The sequence below is a fragment of the Brucella anthropi ATCC 49188 genome, assembly GCF_000017405.1.
GTDB classification, from domain to species: domain Bacteria; phylum Pseudomonadota; class Alphaproteobacteria; order Rhizobiales; family Rhizobiaceae; genus Brucella; species Brucella anthropi.
The window spans coordinates 294323-311389 of the sequence record NC_009668.1; the positions used below are offsets into that span (position 1 = coordinate 294323).

A 17067-nucleotide genomic window follows, 5' to 3' on the forward strand; every position below is an offset into this window, starting at 1 on the left:
CAGTGAAAGAAATGGGAGAAATGAAATGACCGATGATATTCGCCGCAAGATCGGGCTTCGACCGGTCATCAATGTTTCTGGTACGATGACATCACTTGGTGCATCCATCGTTGTGCCCGAGGCAGTAGAGGCGATGGCGGCCATCTTGCCACAATTCGTCGAGGTCAATGATCTGCAGCGTAAGGCGAGCGAAGTGATCGCACGATTGACAGGTGGCGAAGCTGGCTTCGTCACCGCGTCCTGCTCATCAGGCATTACGCTTGCCGTTGCCGGAGCTATGACAGGCAACAACCTCCTAGCGATTGAACGATTGCCGGATATCACGTCGGAAAAGAACGAAGTTCTGGTGCAGACCGGTCACGTGGTCAGCTACGGCGCGCCGGTCGATCAGGCAATCCGGCTTGCGGGAGGCAAAGTCGTCCTGATCGGACAGGCAACATCGACCCACCGTTATCACATGGAACATGCGATTACCGAAAAGACGGCTGCGGCGGTTTATGTCGTATCGCATCATGTCGTGGACTACGGCCTTCTCCATCTCAGCGAGTTTGTCGAGATCGCACATGCCAAGGGCGTGCCGGTGATCGTGGACGCTGCATCTGAATATGACCTGAAGCTGTTTCTGGAAAAGGGCGCAGATATCGCAATCTATTCGGGACACAAGTTTCTGGGCGGCCCGACCTCTGGCATCGTTGCAGGCAGGAAGGAACTTGTCCGTAATGCTTTCCTGCAGAATCTTGGCATCGGGCGAGGCATGAAAGTCGGCAAAGAGAGCATTTACGGCGTCATGGCAGCGCTGGAAGCGTGGGAAAAGCGTGACCATGCTGGAATTCGCGAGAGGGAAACCGGATATCTGGAACTGTGGAAGAAGACGCTGGATGGTCGCCCCGGTATCACGGCTCTGATCGAACCAGATCCGACCAACAATCCGCTCGACCGCCTGCGAGTAATTGTATCAGCTGCTGATGCCCACATCACGGCCTGGGATTTGGTAACCGCTCTTGCGCGAGGGAACCCACCGATCATCACACGTGACCATGAGGTAGAGCACAACTATTTCTATCTCGATCCCTGTAATCTTCATCCCGGTCAGGAAACCGTTGTTGCGCAGCGTCTTGGTGAGGAGCTCGATAAAGCCCGGGCGTCTAATGAGATTATCGCCACTCCTTTTGAGGACCGAAGCAGACATCGTTTCGACGGTTTGCTGCGTTGGCCGGATTGATACTCGGAAGAGCCTGAGTAAAGCGGAGGAACATCATGACGTCTGAGAAAATAGCGACGGTTGGAAAACACGAACCTGTTTTATCCGTTCTAGGACTAACCACTTCTTTTCTGGTCGATGGTGTCTGGAAGCCTGTTGTCGATGATGTTTCCTTCGATGTCCACCCCGGAGAAACGGTGGCAATCGTCGGGGAATCCGGCTCGGGCAAGAGCGTAACCTCGCTGTCGATCATGCGGCTTCTGCAGAAGGATACGAGCCGCACCGAAGGCAGTATCAGGTTGGGAGATCGGGAGCTTCTGACGCTCCCGGAAGAGGAAATGCGCCGGATACGCGGCAATGAAATCTCCATGATCTTTCAGGAGCCGATGACCAGCCTCAACCCGCTCTTCACAATCGGAGACCAGATTTCGGAAGCATTGCTCTGCCATTCGCAAATGTCGAAGGCAGATGCGCGCGCTGAGACGATCCGCTTGCTTGAAAAGGTCCGTATCCCGTCGGCTGCTTCCCGCTTCGATGAATATCCGCATCGCTTTTCAGGCGGTATGCGTCAGCGTGTCATGATCGCGATGGCTCTGGCGTCGAGACCCAAACTGCTGATCGCCGACGAACCGACAACGGCATTGGATGTGACCATTCAGGGGCAGATACTCGATCTTATCAAGACATTGCAGGAAGAAGAGGGCACGTCCGTTCTTTTCATCACGCATGACATGGGCGTGGTGGCCGAAATATCGGATCGCACAGTCGTCATGTTTCGGGGAAAGCAGGTTGAGACAGGGCAGACTGCCGATATTTTCCGGCAGAGCCAGCATCCTTATACGCGAGCACTTTTGTCGGCGGTTCCTGTACTGGGTTCAATGCAGGGCTATCAACGTCCTCTGCGGTTTCCGATAGTAGACAATGCTACTGGCCTTTCGGAAACGCCGGTCGAGGTGGCGGATACGGTCGACAAGATCGATGTACCCGTGTTGGAAGTGAAAGGGCTTACCAAGCGCTTCGAGATTTATTCGGGCTTTATGTCTCGCCTGAGCGGGCGTGTTCATGCCGTGGAAAACGTGTCCTTCGATCTTCGCAAGGGTGAAACCCTTTCGCTGGTTGGTGAGAGTGGGTGTGGGAAATCGACGACCGGGCGCGCCATCATGCGGCTGAGCGAACCGGATTCCGGTGAAGTTCTGGTTGAAGGCCGAAACATTCTGTCCCTTGACAAACAGGCTATGCGCGAGATGCGACGGTCGGTTCAGATGATCTTTCAGGATCCCTATGCATCGTTGAACCCGCGCATGACAGTGGGTGCCGCGATCGCGGAACCCTACATTGAACACCGGCTGGGGAGTGTGCGGGACGCGAAGGATGTTGTCGCCGATATGCTGGAGAAAGTTGGCCTCACGCCTGATATGGCAAAGCGCTATCCGCATGAATTCTCTGGCGGGCAAAGGCAGCGTGTCTGTATCGCCCGCGCGCTTGCCTTGAAACCTAAAGTCATCGTGGCAGATGAGAGTGTGTCGGCGCTCGACGTCTCGATCAAGGCGCAGGTCATCAATCTCATGCTCGATCTTCAACAAAGTCTCGATCTAGCGTTTCTGTTCATCTCACACGATATGGCCGTCGTCGAGCGTGTAAGCCATCGTGTGGCCGTCATGTATCTGGGCGAGATCGTAGAAATCGGACCGAGATCGGCGGTATTTGAGAACCCTCAACATGATTACACACGCAAGCTGATGGCGGCTGTTCCTGTTCCTGATCCTGATCGACGCGGGGTGAAGCTTTCAAGCGAAACGGGAGAACTCAAGAGCCCAATCCGTCCTGCGGATTTCGTTGTGCCTTTGCGCGAATATCGAGAGGTATCGCCGCAGCACTTCGTGGCGTTGTAGAGAATGCAATTCATTATGGTGCGCCGAGACGATCCAGTGCAGTGCGAAGCGGAGTTTCGGAAATGTGGATCAGTCCGGCATAGGGGCTCGCCATATCTGAAATCACGAAAATCGCGCCGGCAACGGACAATGAGCATACGATTATTATCAGTATGACAGTGCTGTTTAGCGGGGCCTGTAGGCCAAAAGTTGCGAATAAAAGCGCCAGCCATGAAATCAGCACGATGAGAAATGGGACAGGCAGCCCTTCATCTGTCGTTTCCACTAATTGCCAGTGACCTTCTGCAATCATGCCGCTGACTTCAAGCGCGCGTGTTTGGAGAGAGCCTTGCGCGGCGTCCTTCGGGTTCAACGCGCGCAGACTGTCCTGAATATCCTCAATATCCTTGAACTCCGGCAAAGCTCCATTGGAGAGCTCATCGGCCCGCTCGGCATTCCATGCCCGATCGAGACGTTTCTGGATTATTTGCTTGAGTACGGTACGTGGATGCTCCGTTTCAGGACCATAGCGGGCCATGATCCGGTCCAGGAGAACAATACGGGCCGCCGATGTCTTCATCTCGGCTTGCGCATTGTCATAATCGGATTTTGCTGAAGCAATCAGAAGTCCGAGAGCGAGAGCGGAAAGTGTCCCGACAACAGCGGTGGCAAGGCGTATGACATCCTTGGACTCGGAGTTGAGATGATGCTCGGGCAAACGCGATCGAGCGAACATGCCAAGCATAGTCGCCAATATCAGGATGAAGAATACCAGTGCGCCAAGCAATAAAGAGTTCAACTTCGCCTTCCGCGACTTGCTCTCGAATGATCGCTCATTGAAACTTAGTATATCATCTGTGAGTTGAGATGCAGCTTCACCAAAAGGGTGGTGTTTTCGGCTCGATATGGCCCGGTATGCGAAGAAAGTGCATTCAATAAATTACGCTGCGATCAGATGAAAAAGGTCGGCACATATGGCCGACCCTTTGTTATCAAAACTGCTTTCAATCAGTTCTCTGTATGTTGCTGCTTGGCGAGGTCCTCAACGCTCATGTCCGGTTCGTTACGGGTTTTATACAGCGAATAAAGCACACCGCTTGCGAGGATAGCCAGCGTTACGACAAGCGACAGCAGCGTGTTGATGTGAACGCCCAGCGGTACAAGGAAAATCTTGATGCCGATCAGTACGAGAATGATAGCAAGCGAAACCTGTAGATAGCGGAACCGGTTCATCGCCGCAGCCAGCGCAAAATAGAGCGCGCGCAAGCCCAGAACGGCAAAGATGTTCGAAGTGTAGACGATAAACGTGTCCTGAGTGACTGCGAAGACGGCGGGGACAGAGTCGACTGCAAAGATCAGATCGACAGTTTCCACCATGATGAGCGCGACCGCCAAAGGGGTCAACCAGGTGACCATCTTGCCAGTTTTGGGATGTGGCTGTTTGACCGTGAAGTTGCGACCATGCAATTCGCGGGTGATATTGAACCGGCGACGAAGGAACTTGAAGACAGCGTTCTGCTCGATGTCGGGTGTCTCGTCCTGATGGCCGAACATCTTGAAGCCGGTGAAAACGAGAAACGCGCCAAAGAGGAACAGAATCCAGTTGAACTCGTGCACAAGGGCTGCACCAAGTCCGATCAGGATTGCCCGGAAGGCGATAACGCCGAGAATACCCCAGAACAAAACACGATGCTGGTAAAGACGAGGAATGCCAAGAAAGCCGAAGATCGTTGCGATAACAAACATGTTGTCCATCGCAAGACTCTGTTCGATCAGATAGCCGGTATAAAATTCCAGGCCGGATTCCGCTCCGCGCTGCCACCACACCCAGCCACCGAAGGCGAGTGCGATCAGAACATAAAAGCCATAAAGCAGGAGGCTTTCCTTGGCTTCGATCTCGTGTTCGTCACGATGGAGAATGCCGAGGTCGAAGACAAGCAAGCCAACGACGACGACGATAAACGCCGCCCAGAAATATACAGGTGTGCCAAGAAAATCGCCCGAAAGGGCTACAATAAGCGAATCCATCGCCGGACCATCTCCATTTGAACAAGTGGAGCAGCCCCGACATCGCCATAGCGGTAGCCATGACCAGAGGGGCCCGGCGCTGCATTTCTTCAAATGTGTATGGTTTTGCCAAGTTCAAGAGTGGAACCTGAATTTTTTGTAATGTTCGATCCGGTATGTGTCCCGTTTTGAAAACTCTTAATGCGGGTTACGATATCTAAGTTGGGTACTGGAAGTTGGTTGCCGCTAAACGCGACATGAAAAAAGCCAGGAAGTATCCGGGCTTGTTGTCTATAACATTGATTTTCTTGAAGAAAGTATTGGCTGGGGAACCTGGATTCGAACCAAGACTAGCGGAGTCAGAGTCCGCTGTTCTACCCTTAAACTATTCCCCAGCAGGAATATGCAAATGCCTTCGATCTAGAGGCCTGCAAGCGCGATAAAGCGTCAGCTCATTCGCGACGGCTTCCATCTAGCGAACTCAAACACCGAACGCAATACTTTTCTTCGAAAAAAATCAAAGCGATTTAAGTTATCCAGCAATTGCTGATTTCATGCGATAGGGTCGCTGCAAATTGATGCGCTGAGGAATGGTTTCTGGAAGCCGGCGCATAAAAAAGCCCGGCCAGCGGAGGAGCGGCCGGGCAAAGGGCAGGCTGACCGGGAGGGGACCCGGTATGTGAAGGTGGCGCCTGCCAGATGATTTGTCTGCGGGCTCAAAAAGGCTGCGCCTTACTTACCCGAAGATATGTTGGTTCAGCAGATCAGGCGTGTAGCCTTGATCTGCAACCGAGCGTCTGCCAGCTCACTCAGAACCCGCGTAGGGTCTTCCGTGCCGCGATAATGAGCTGCCGTGTAAATATCCTCACGGCGAAGTCCGATATCGCGCAGCATGTGGTCGTCAAAGCTGCTCAGGTTCAGCACTTGCCGTCGACCATTGGAAAACGTCCAGCGACGCATGATCGACGTAAATACGGTCTTTACCATTTGCACGAACGTGGAGGTTTGTCCGCTTATTGCAGGTAAATGCGTTGTCGTTATCTTGCTTGTCGCTGTCATGTCCGCTCTCCTTTGATCTGGCGGGGCTAAGTGATCCTTATCGTCAGGGTCATTCGCTTTCGCGGCTCCTTTTCCTTTACGATGGCGGCTTTATCCAACAATCGAATTGATTGTTCCAACGAATGTTTTTAATGTAATTCTTCAATAATAATGATGGATGACGCCGATGAGCACGCCTCTGGATCTCGATCAGTTGCAGACCTTCATAGCGATAGCGGATGCGGGCAGTTTTACGCGGGCAGCCGATGCCGTTTTCAAGACGCAATCCGCTGTTTCCATGCAGATGCGCCGGCTGGAAGAGCGTATTGGTAAACCGTTATTTGAACGTGATGGACGGACCAATCGTCTTACTGAAGAGGGTGAGCGGCTTCTGCTTTATGCACGCCGCATGATGCAGCTCAATGGTGAAACCATCGCTGCGTTTGATGACACTCAACTGGAAGGCCACGTGCGTATCGGTACGCCGGACGATTATGCCGATCGGTTTTTGCCGGAAATCATGGCGCGTTTTGCGCGATCAAACCCGCGCGTCGAATTGTCGGTTGTGTGCGAACCGACCGTCAATCTGGACGAGATGATCCGCCGCGGAACACTGGATATTGCTCTTGTCACCCAGTGCGATGATAAGCGTCGCTCCGAGGTCGTTCGTACAGAACCACTGCTATGGGTGACTTCTGCCAATCATGCGGTGCATGAAGAGGCTGTCCTGCCGCTTGCTGTCGGGCGCCCGACCTGTATCTGGCGACATGCAGCCATTGATGTACTGGAAGCGGCCAGACGAGATTATCGCATCATCATCACAAGCTGGTCAGCGACCGTTCTGGCGGCGGCGGTTCTCTCCGGCCTTGCGGTCTCGGTTCTTCCAGAATGTGCACTGCGTCCCGGTATGCGGGTCCTGGGTGAAGCAGATGGGTTTGGAAAGCTGCCGGAATTCGGCATTGGCATCATGCGCGGCCATACAAAACAGAATGCCGTTGTCGACGCACTTGCACAGCATATTATTGAAAGTCTAGACAATATATCGTCACCGCAGCCCGGCGCGATGGCTTCGGCGGAAATTTCGCCGTTTCCGGCGGTTCGTACGAGGAGGGTGCGAGCCAACGAATTGCTGCCAGGATGGTGACGACTCCGTAAATCGCCGCATGGCTTCTTGACCAGCCATGCCACCTGGTTGCCTATGATGGGATGAGCATGGGTTCCGATTCGAGTTTTACCGGCGCATCGTCTAATGTTGCCGAGTATAGCGTTTCCGAGATTTCCGGCGCGTTAAAGCGCACGGTTGAGGATACGTTCGGGCATGTGCGCGTGCGCGGCGAAATTTCCGGCTATCGTGGTCCGCATTCGTCGGGGCATGCCTATTTCGCATTGAAAGATGATCGCGCGCGTCTCGAAGCCGTCATCTGGCGCGGTTCGATGAGTCGCCTCCGCTTCCGTCCCGAAGAGGGGATGGAAGTCATTGCTACAGGCAAACTCACGACCTATCCGGGCTCGTCGAAATACCAGATTGTCATCGAACAGATGGAGCCTGCCGGGGCTGGCGCCTTGATGGCGCTTCTGGAAGAACGCAAGCGACGGCTTGCTACTGAAGGGTTGTTTGATCCAGCAGTAAAGCAGCTTCTACCCTTTATGCCCCGTGTGATCGGAGTGGTGACTTCTCCGACCGGTGCCGTCATTCGTGATATTATCCATCGCATTGCTGATCGTTATCCGCTGCATGTCATTGTCTGGCCCGTGCGCGTGCAGGGCGAGACAAGTGGACCTGAAGTGGCCGCCGCGGTGGACGGTTTCAACGCTTTGCCCGACGAAGGGAATATTCCGAGGCCGGATGTGCTGATCGTTGCGCGGGGTGGCGGCAGTCTGGAAGACCTTTGGGGCTTCAATGACGAAATCGTCGTTCGTGCCGTTGCTGCATCGCATATACCGGTAATTTCTGCGGTCGGCCACGAAACCGACTGGACTTTGATTGATCTTGCAGCCGACATTCGTGCTCCCACGCCAACAGGCGCGGCGGAAATGGCGGTGCCTGTAAAGGCGGACCTGCTGGCAACGCTGGCGGGGCAATCCGCGCGGCTTTCGTCGGCCATGTCCCGCTTTATCGACCTTAAACGGCAAGCCCACCGTTCGGCAGCGCGAGCTCTTCCGTCGGCTGACCAGTTGCTGGCTTTGCCGCGTCGGCGTTTCGATGAAGCCGCTGCGCGCCTCACGCGGGCTCTGTTCGTCAATACGCAAAAGAAGCGGGTCCACTTTGACGGTCATGCGCGACAGTTATCGCCGCGCCTCCTTCAACGCCGGTTTACGGAACTGCAGCGCGATGTTTCCGCTCTTGGACAAAGACTGCCTCGTGCGCTCGAGGCATTCCTGCGTGAACGACGAACGGCTTTCATTCATCGGGCAAATCGCCTTTCGGCGGAGCCGATACTGCGGCGAACAAAACTTACGAGCGTTGCAATAGAACAGCTGGATCGTCGTCGCGATCAAGCCGTCCGTCTTCTCATTGAACGAGCTAAACGGCGTGGGCAGGAACTGGAGCGTCTTATGCGCACGCTTTCTTATGAAAGCGTTCTAGAGCGCGGTTTTGCGGTTGTCTTCGATGAAGAAGGGAAACCGGTGAAGCAGGCTGGATCCGTATCGGCTGGCGATGCATTGTCTATTCGGTTTCGCGACGGTGAGGTTGCCGTCGTTGCGGGTGATGAGGACGAGAGCGAGCCCGCAAAGCTTGTACAAACAAAAAAGGTTCAGTCTCCCGGCTCTGGCAATCAGGGATCGTTATTTTAGCAACAGTCAGTCGCTGTATTTTCCGTTTTCTGCTGAGATTGTTTGGCCTTAAGGCTGGCTTAAGCTTGGACGTCTTTTTCTCGCGCATCTGTCATTGTTAGAGATTCAGGATGTCGCGTAAAAAATCCCAGGACGACCTCACAAATGGCTTTGCGAAGGCTGCTTTCAGCCGTCGCGGCTTTCTTATAGGTGTAAGCGCGGTTGCGTTGTCGGGCTGTGTTTCCACGACGCAACAGCCACCTCAACCGGTGAAAAAACTGCCTGAACCTGCACCGTCGCGACCTGTGCCGCTGATGTACCAGGCGCTGCCGGAAGAACAGTTCCCGATCCCGGCTGTCGATACGAGCAAGGTTGATCCAAAATTCTGGCGGCAGGAAGTGGATTATCCAACGGACGAAGTCAGAGGCACTGTTATCGTCGATACGCCGAACAAGTATCTCTACCATGTACTCGGCAATGGGCGGGCCATGCGCTACGGTATCGGTGTCGGGCGCGATGGTTTTGCATGGGCCGGACGCGCCAAGATCGCTTATAAGCGCCAATGGCCGCGCTGGACGCCGCCGGATGAGATGGTTGCACGTCAACCTGCGCTGGAGCCTTACAGCATCGCCAATGGCGGGATGCCTCCTGGTATCAAGAATCCGCTGGGTGCAAGAGCGATGTACATTCACAAGGATGGGCGCGATACGCTCTATCGCATTCACGGATCGCCGGAAGCATGGAGCATCGGTAAAGCCGTGTCGTCGGGGTGCATTCGCATGCTCAATCAAGATGTGATTGATCTTTACAATAATGTACGCGATGGCAGCACGATTGTCGTGATACCCGATCCGAGCAAAGGCCAGCAGGTCACAAGCTGACTAAAACGAAAAGGGCGCGGATACCGCGCCCTTTTTGTTGGATGTGTTTTGCGGCTCAATGCTCAATAGGCATATTCGAGAAAGATTGGATCGACCGACCCTGCCCATACGCTGTTATATGCCTTCAGCATGCGCTCGGCATCCGTGACGCCCGCTGCTACGATTTCTTCAAGCGGCGCAAGGAAATGCGTTTCGTCATGGCCTTCGCTGTTGAGCTTGCTACGGTTCAAAAGACCGAGCCGGGAGATTTTCAAAGTCTCACGAGCGATCTGTTCCAGCGGCTTGCCCCGGAATGTCGTGTTCAAAGCTTTAGCGGGAACCTCGTTACGAAGGGCAAGGACCTCTTCGTAAGTCCAATCCTTGGTGAGAAGCTCGGCAGCAGTCAGAGCCTCTTCATCATAAAGCAGGCCGACCCAGTAGGCTGGAAGCGCACAGATGCGGCGCCACGGACCTCCATCAGCTCCCCGCATCTCAAGGAAGCGTTTCAGACGGACTTCGGGGAAAAGCGTGGAAAGGTGATTGGTCCAGTCGCCCATATTGGGAACCGGGTCGCTCACTTCACCTTTCAGCGCACCATTCATGAACTGACGGAACGTGACATGCGTACAGTCGTGATAATGGCCGTCGCGCAGGATGAAGTACATCGGTATATCAAGCGCCCATTCGACATAATCGGCAAAACCGAAGTTCTCCGAGAAGACGAACGGCAGCACGCCCGAACGCTGGTTATCGGTATCGCGCCAGATATTTGAGCGCCACGACAAAAGGTGGTTTGGCTTGCCTTCGGTGAATGGGGAGCTGGCGAAAAGTGCGGTGGCCACAGATTGCAGCTTCATCGAAACCTGCATCTTGCGGCGCATGTCGCGTTCCGAGCTGAAGTCGAGATTAACCTGAATAGTCGACGTGCGGTACATCATGTCCAGGCCTTCATGCCCGACTTTTGGCATATAGTTGGTCATGATCTTGTAACGCGATTTCGGCATGACAGGTGTTTCAGCCAAGGTCCATTTTGGACTGCCACCAACACCTAAAAATTGGATGCCCAGAGGCTCGGCAATTTCGCGGACCTGGGACAGATGCGCATTCACTTCACGACATGTCTGGTGAATGGTGGAAAGCGGTGCACCGGAAAGCTCAAACTGGCCTCCGGGTTCCAGCGAAATGGCACCCTGTCCGGTTGGCTCTACCAAGCCGATGATATTGCCTTCATCGATAATAGGCTCCCAACCAAGCGTGGCCTGCATGCCTTCGAGTATGGCTTTGATACCGCGCGGCCCCTCATAGGGAACGGGACTGTTATCGGCTGTGTAAAATGGAAATTTCTCATGCTCGGTGCCGATACGCCAGGCATCCTTGGGCTTGCATCCGCCAGCCAGATAGTTCGCCAGTTGTTCAACGCCCGTCAGTGCCGTTTCGTCAGTTGTATCGCGCGCCATGCAGTCTATCCCTAGCCTATTTTTCGCTTTTCAGCGTGATTGGACAAATTTGTCAAATCACGCAAGTCAATTCCATTGAACGTCAGATTTCGAGAACGTCATCCTGCATTCCGCCAGTCTCCGAGCACAGATTGTACCAGAGCCATCGCAGCGACAGCAGCTGTGTCGGCACGCAGGATTCGAGGGCCGAGCGGAATAGCTGTCACGAAGGGAAGATTTCGGAGCGTTTGACGTTCGTCTTCTGAGAAGCCACCTTCGGGACCAATCAACAACGCGACAGGGCCGGGCGCCATTTTCTGCAAAATGGTCAACGGATCGTCCGATTCGTACCCTTCATCGCAGAAGATCAAATGTCGGGATTTGTCCCATTGCTCAATGAAGCGGTCAAAGCGAATGGCCTCACAACATTCCGGTATGGAAAGTACGCCGCACTGTTCCGCAGCTTCTATCGCATTGGCCTTGATGCGATCGGCCCCCAGCCTTGGTACCTGAGTGTGCTGTGTGATGACAGGTTGCAGTATACCTGCGCCCATCTCGACAGCTTTCTGGACCATATAGTCCAGCCGCCCCTGTTTCAGAGGGGCGAAGCAATAAACAAGATCACTCGCTAAAGGCTGCGGACGCGTCTGTTCGAAGGGCATGAGAAACAGACGCTTTTTACCCTCCGGCTTCAGCCGTGATTTCCATTCGCCGTGGCGTCCATTGAATGCGAGAATTTCATCGCCATCTTTCAAGCGCAGGACGTGGGTGAGATAATGTGCGGCCTGCGGGGCGACCTCAATCTGGTCGCCGTCGTCGAGGTCGTTTTCAACGTATAGTCTCTGCATTTTGTAGTTTGCGCGCATGACAGCATCGATGGCAGAGGGCAGGGGCGGCGGTCAAGCGCTTTGGTAATGCATCAAGAGACAATTAATTAGCATTCCTACACAAACAATTGATGGGAAATATCATGGCAGTTGCATTTAATTAGATTGTATCCATATAGGTATGAAGCTATCTATTTGAATGGAATTGATGTGATGAAACAAACTTGGGTCGAATTCGCACCGCTTCTTGCAAGCACCGCCAGAGGATGGCGGAAAGCTTTCGATGCAGCGATGGCGGAACATGGTCTTTCCGACGCGAAAGCCATACCGCTGATGATCCTGTTGCGGCACGGAGATCGTATTCCCCAAGGTGTGCTGGCCGAACGGGTCGGTATCGAGGGAGCAACGATTGTCCGGGTTGTCGACGAGTTGGAGAAGGATGGCCTGATCCAGCGGGTTGCCGACGATGCTGATCGTCGCGTCAAGCTCATTCAACTGACAGAGGACGGTCGCGCCCTTGCCGCCAAGGTGGAAAAGTCTGCTGCCCGTCTTCGCGCCATTTTCCTCGGTGATTTCGATTCCGATGCGGTCGACATCGCCATGGAAGTGCTGCGCAAGCTGAATGAGAAGTTTCAAACACAATCTTTCTGATCGGTCGCGCGACCGGAAAGATGCGATGCATTCAACCGGTGCCCTCACAGCCATGACGAAGCCAGTCGAAACAACTCCGAAGTTCTGGGACGTAGTCTTTTCACTGAAGACTTTCGCTGCAGCCATGCTTGCGCTGTGGATCGGCCTGATGGCCAATTTGCCCAATCCTTACTGGTCCATTGCGGCTGTCTATATTGTTGCGCATCCGCTCTCAGGTGCGACGACATCAAAGGGTTTTTACCGTCTGATCGGTACGATTATCGGCGGAGCAGTGACCATTCTGTTCGTGCCGCATCTGGTCAATTCCCCTGAAATACTGACGCTGGCGATCGGTCTTTGGATGGGGCTCTGCCTTGCGATCAGCCTGCTTGATGGTACGCCGCGCAGTTATTTGTTTATGCTGGCTGGCTATACGGTGGCTATCGCGAGTTTTGCCGTTGTTTCCGTGCCTGAAACGACTTTCGACTATGCCGTGGGTCGTGTGGAAGAGATCGCAATCGGGATTATTTGCGCTGCTGTCGTCAATCGACTTGTTTTTCCACGTCACAGCGGCCCGGTGCTCGTCAGTCGTATCGATAATTGGCTGCGTGACGGCTCAAAGCTGGCGCTGGCAAGCATGCGGGGTGAAGGTGCTACACCTGAATTTCTTCGGGATCGCCAGCGTCTTGCAGCCGATGCGCTCGAGCTGCGCAATCTGACGACGCATGTTGCCTATGACACTTCATCAATCAGAAATGTCGGAACGCAGCTTCACGTTTTGCAGCAGCGTATGGTGGCTGTTCTTCCGATCATATCAAGCTTGCACGATGTGCTGGCGATGAAGCCTGGTGAAAACGAAAAGTCCTGGCATCCAGCGGTGCAGAAACTGTTGGACGAGGCCTGTGACTGGATCGAGAGCGGCGAAAACCTGACAGAGGAACGCCGTGCTGTTTTCTTGCAGTTGATCGACGAAATCGACCGGCATGGGAAGGATGCGACAAGTTGGGGTGAATTGCTGCCGTTCAATGTGGCTGCGCGCGTTCGCGATCTGGTTCAGATATGGAGCGATTGCATCACATTGCGTCAGGACATTGTTTCCGGTTCCCGACATTCGCTGCGCTGGCGTCGCTACGACGCACACTTGAAAGCTCGCCCTATGCATCGGGACTACGGCATGGCCTTCCTGTCTGGCTTTTCCGCCTTTCTGGCAACTTGTGTAGCGACTGCATTCTGGATTGCGAGCGGCTGGTCTCAAGGCAGTGCTGCAGCCATGATGGCCGGTATTTTCTGCTGCATCTTCGCAACCATGGATGATCCGGTGCCGGTCATGCGCAAGTTCAACTGGCTGCTTTTGATTGTCATCGTTGCCGCCTTCATTTTTGAGTTTGCGTTGCTGCCACTTGTGGATGGGTTCTTCCCGCTGGTTCTGGTGCTGGGACTGTTCCTCATCCCGGCAGGCTTGCTGCTTGCCATTCCTTCGCAATTTTTGCTCGGCATGGTGCTCTGCGTGAACTTGCCGAACATGCTCATGCTGCAGGGCCATCTGACCCACGATTTTGTCAGCTTTGCCAATGCCAATCTGGCCACCGTAGTGGGGATCGTAATCGCTGCCGTAGTGACTTCAATTGTCCGGTCTGTCGGTGCTGAATGGAGCGTACGCCGCCTGATCAAGGCGGGTTGGAACGATATTGCACTTGCTGCCGAACGGCGTCCTGGACGTTATCGTCGCCAGCGCATGAATCGCCTTTTGCTCCGGATGATCGACCGTATCGGCATGATGACCCCGCGTCTCGCGCTGGTCCCGGCGGCAGATGTCGCGAAGGTCGATCTGTTGCGCGATCTGCGAAACGGCATGAACACGATTGATCTCCAGCAATACCGCTCCAAACTGCCCGAAAACTGTCGGCCAGCTGTCGATGAAGTGCTGGATGGTGTTGGCGCGCATTACCGAGCCTTGGCCAACAAGCCACAGGAGGCAGGTGAAATCGACAGAAACCTGCTCACCTCCATTGATACGGCAATCACGACCATTATCGAGAGCGGATCGCCAGCAATAGCCAAACGTACGCGAATGGCGCTGGTCGCCCTTCGCTTCAATCTGTTTCCGAAAGCGCCACCTTTTGCCTTGCCGCCGCGTCCACTCATGGAACTCCCGCAAGCAGCCTAAGACAACGATGTGATTTGTGATGCAACCTGAACTCGATATCTACGGAATTTACATTCCGACCCTCGGCGTGCTGGCGCTTGGCGCTTATTTTGCAAATACGGTCATGCAACGCCTTTTGGCGCGGGCACGCCTTTATCGTTTCGTCTGGCATCGGCCTTTGTTCGATGCTGCGATGTATTTTTGTATTCTCGGTGTCGCCGCCGTCATTCTCAATGGAATACCGCTATGAAAAAGCTCTTTGCACATTCAGGCCGTGTCTTTGTAACCGTCGTCATGGTCACGATGGCAGGGCTCCTCGGTTGGCATTTGTGGGATTACTACATGAACGCGCCATGGACACGCGATGGCAAAATTCGTGCCGATGTCGTGCGCGTTGCGCCGGATGTCTCGGGCCTTGTTGGCGAAGTGCTCGTCCACGACAATGCGACTGTTCATCAGGGCGACGTTATCTTTCGCATCGATCAGGCCCGTTACAAGCTCGCCCTGCAAACAACGGAAGCAAAGGTTGATAGCAGCAAGGCGGCACTTGATATGGCAAACCGCGATCTGGTCCGCTATCGCCAGCTTAACGACACGACCGTGACACGCCAGAAACTGGAGCAGATTGAAACGACGGCCCAGCAAGCGGAAGCTTCCTATCGGCAGGCGCAACTGGATCGCGATCTTGCAGCACTCAATCTCGATAGATCGTCGGTAAAAGCGCCCGTCAACGGTGTGATTACCAACTTCTCGCTTCAGCCGGGTGATTACGTCTCCGCAGGCTCAGCGGTGACTGCCTTGGTGGATACGGACTCGTTCTACGTTTCTGGCTATTTTGAAGAGAACAAACTCGAGCGTATCCAGATTGGTGACCCGGTAGTGGTCGATATCATGGGCAGCAAAGTGCAACTCAAAGGAAAGGTTGAAGGCATCGCTGGAGGTATTGAAGATCGTGAGCGTAGCGATTCTTCCAGCTTGCTTGCGAATGTTTCGCCGACCTTCAACTGGGTGCGTCTGGCACAACGTGTGCCAGTGCGTGTGAAACTTGAAGAGGTGCCGGACAGTGTCCATCTCGTTGCTGGCCGAACGGTCAGCGTTTCGGTGGTGAACTGATTTAAAGGCCCGGCTGTCGTCCGGGCTTTTTCCATGTTAGCAAAGACAAAAGCGGTTGGGGATTTCTCATGGGTGTGCTGGTTGTCCAGAACTACGATGGGTCCGGATTGGGGCAGATCGAACCAATTTTGTCGGATGCTGGGCATTCGATTGATCTGCGTCATCCCTACAACGGCGATTCACTACCCTCCGATGACAATGGCTATCAAGCCTTGATCGTTCTTGGTGGTGAGCAAAATGCGCTTGCCGACGATGAGTGTCCTTATTTCCCCCATTTACTCGAGCTTATACGCCAGTTCGGCGGTCGCGATAAGGCCGTTCTGGGCATTTGTCTGGGCAGCCAGCTCGTGGCTCGTGCTTATGGTGGGGAGAATATTCTGGATCGCCCGATGGAATTCGGCTGGCAAGAAATTCGACTTACCGAGGAGGGTAAAAGCGATCCGGTCTTGTCTGCCGCGGGTGACATCTTTCCAATCTTTCATTGGCATCGCGATACGTTTTCGCTTCCGAAGCAAGCTTTGCATATGGCGATAAGCGATATGACACCTCATCAGGCTTATCGCATTGGACGCGCAGTCTATGGCACGCAATTCCATTTCGAGGCGAACACGCAGCTTGTGGCGGAGTGGAATGACCAGCTAAGCGAACTGATCGCGGGTTTCGCGCCGGATTGGGCGTTACAATATCCAGAGCTTGCAAAGAAGTTCGGAGCGCAGGCGGATGCCGCAGGTGCTGCATTAGCCAAGGCGTGGGTAAACCAAATCTAGAGGCCTCGTAACTGCGTCTTAACCTTAAGTCGAAGTATCGCGTTGCCGCTTTGCCACAGCGTTCAACCAATTCGGTTTTTCAAGAGAAAAGCGGTGGCTTGGCTGGAACCGTTCAGTTGCGGGTAACTTTTTTCGGGTGTAACTGAACGCCGTCTCCCCCGGGCAGCAACCGAATGAGCAAGGCTGATCGCCATGCTCTCAAGTGGCGGCTCGTCTACCGAACTTTATCCGGCCACCGTCGAAAGAGTTTCCGAATATGACCGCCAAGCATGCCGCTCTTCTCACCGTCCTGATGGTTTCCGCGATTGTATTCATGGCGGTCGGCATATTCACCGTCGATGCGGGCAACAACGCGATGTCTACTGACGGTTATGGCATTTCCAGCGCTCATTGAGC

General features: G+C 54.2%; 16 protein-coding genes and 1 tRNA gene. 11 read left to right on the forward strand and 6 right to left on the reverse strand.

Annotation, left to right across the window (positions count from 1 at the left end):
• Positions 1-25: 25 nt before the first annotated feature.
• Both OANT_RS15485 and OANT_RS15490 read left to right on the forward strand, forming a co-directional pair.
• Positions 26-1222, forward strand: a complete 1197-nt coding sequence (locus OANT_RS15485; protein WP_011982719.1) for an aminotransferase class V-fold PLP-dependent enzyme — start codon at positions 26-28, stop codon at positions 1220-1222.
• Between the two features lie 35 nt (positions 1223-1257).
• Complete coding sequence (locus tag OANT_RS15490; protein WP_011982720.1) at positions 1258-3093, forward strand: ABC transporter ATP-binding protein; 1836 nt, start codon at positions 1258-1260, stop codon at positions 3091-3093.
• 13 nt (positions 3094-3106) lie between these two features.
• On the opposite strand, the gene OANT_RS15495 is transcribed toward OANT_RS15490, so the two are convergent.
• The 4 genes from OANT_RS15495 to OANT_RS15510 form a co-directional block, all read right to left on the reverse strand.
• Complete coding sequence (locus OANT_RS15495; RefSeq protein WP_040128450.1) at positions 3107-3871, reverse strand: bestrophin-like domain; 765 nt, start codon at positions 3869-3871, stop codon at positions 3107-3109.
• Positions 3872-4080: 209 nt separating this feature from the next.
• On the reverse strand, positions 4081-5100 hold the full coding sequence (locus OANT_RS15500) for a TerC family protein (protein ID WP_010660957.1): 1020 nt from the start codon (positions 5098-5100) through the stop codon (positions 4081-4083).
• A gap of 300 nt (positions 5101-5400) precedes the next feature.
• Positions 5401-5474: transfer RNA gene (locus OANT_RS15505), tRNA-Gln, on the reverse strand.
• Between the two features lie 361 nt (positions 5475-5835).
• A complete protein-coding gene (locus OANT_RS15510; RefSeq protein ID WP_010660959.1) occupies positions 5836-6138 on the reverse strand; it encodes a DUF1127 domain-containing protein in 303 nt (100 codons plus the stop codon).
• A gap of 166 nt (positions 6139-6304) precedes the next feature.
• On the opposite strand from OANT_RS15510, the gene OANT_RS15515 reads away from it, so the two are divergent.
• The 3 genes from OANT_RS15515 (at position 6305) to OANT_RS15525 (ending at position 9773) form a co-directional block, all read left to right on the forward strand.
• Positions 6305-7261, forward strand: coding sequence for a LysR substrate-binding domain-containing protein (locus tag OANT_RS15515; RefSeq protein ID WP_040128448.1), 957 nt, complete (start codon positions 6305-6307; stop codon positions 7259-7261).
• A gap of 68 nt (positions 7262-7329) precedes the next feature.
• On the forward strand, positions 7330-8913 hold the full coding sequence (gene xseA, locus OANT_RS15520) for an exodeoxyribonuclease VII large subunit (RefSeq protein WP_011982723.1): 1584 nt from the start codon (positions 7330-7332) through the stop codon (positions 8911-8913).
• 110 nt (positions 8914-9023) lie between these two features.
• Entirely contained in the window at positions 9024-9773 is a 750-nt protein-coding gene (locus OANT_RS15525) for a L,D-transpeptidase (protein WP_010660962.1), read from the forward strand.
• 62 nt (positions 9774-9835) lie between these two features.
• On the opposite strand, the gene OANT_RS15530 is transcribed toward OANT_RS15525, so the two are convergent.
• A complete protein-coding gene (locus OANT_RS15530; RefSeq protein WP_011982724.1) occupies positions 9836-11209 on the reverse strand; it encodes a glutamate--cysteine ligase in 1374 nt (457 codons plus the stop codon).
• 98 nt (positions 11210-11307) lie between these two features.
• On the reverse strand, positions 11308-12054 hold the full coding sequence (locus OANT_RS15535) for a 16S rRNA (uracil(1498)-N(3))-methyltransferase (RefSeq protein WP_011982725.1): 747 nt from the start codon (positions 12052-12054) through the stop codon (positions 11308-11310).
• Positions 12055-12228: 174 nt separating this feature from the next.
• On the opposite strand from OANT_RS15535, the gene OANT_RS15540 reads away from it, so the two are divergent.
• The 6 genes from OANT_RS15540 to OANT_RS26925 all read left to right on the forward strand — a co-directional run bounded on the left by OANT_RS15540 (position 12229) and on the right by OANT_RS26925 (position 17065).
• Positions 12229-12666, forward strand: coding sequence for a MarR family winged helix-turn-helix transcriptional regulator (locus tag OANT_RS15540; protein ID WP_010660965.1), 438 nt, complete (start codon positions 12229-12231; stop codon positions 12664-12666).
• A 52-nt stretch (positions 12667-12718) separates the two neighbouring features.
• Positions 12719-14812 (forward strand): FUSC family protein, encoded by a 2094-nt coding sequence (locus tag OANT_RS15545; RefSeq protein WP_011982726.1) that lies wholly within the window; start codon positions 12719-12721, stop codon positions 14810-14812.
• A 19-nt stretch (positions 14813-14831) separates the two neighbouring features.
• Positions 14832-15041 (forward strand): DUF1656 domain-containing protein, encoded by a 210-nt coding sequence (locus OANT_RS15550; protein ID WP_010660967.1) that lies wholly within the window; start codon positions 14832-14834, stop codon positions 15039-15041.
• The gene (locus OANT_RS15555) at positions 15038-15904 is read left to right on the forward strand and encodes an efflux RND transporter periplasmic adaptor subunit (protein WP_011982727.1); all 867 of its coding nucleotides are present in this window, start codon (positions 15038-15040) and stop codon (positions 15902-15904) included. Before OANT_RS15550 ends, OANT_RS15555 begins: the two co-directional genes overlap by 4 nt.
• Before the next feature lie 68 nt (positions 15905-15972).
• Positions 15973-16671 carry a type 1 glutamine amidotransferase gene (locus OANT_RS15560; RefSeq protein WP_011982728.1) on the forward strand — a complete coding sequence of 233 codons (699 nt, stop codon included), beginning with the start codon at positions 15973-15975 and terminating at the stop codon, positions 16669-16671.
• A 256-nt stretch (positions 16672-16927) separates the two neighbouring features.
• Entirely contained in the window at positions 16928-17065 is a 138-nt protein-coding gene (locus OANT_RS26925; RefSeq protein WP_010660970.1) for a hypothetical protein, read from the forward strand.
• The last annotated feature ends 2 nt before the right edge of the window (positions 17066-17067 follow it).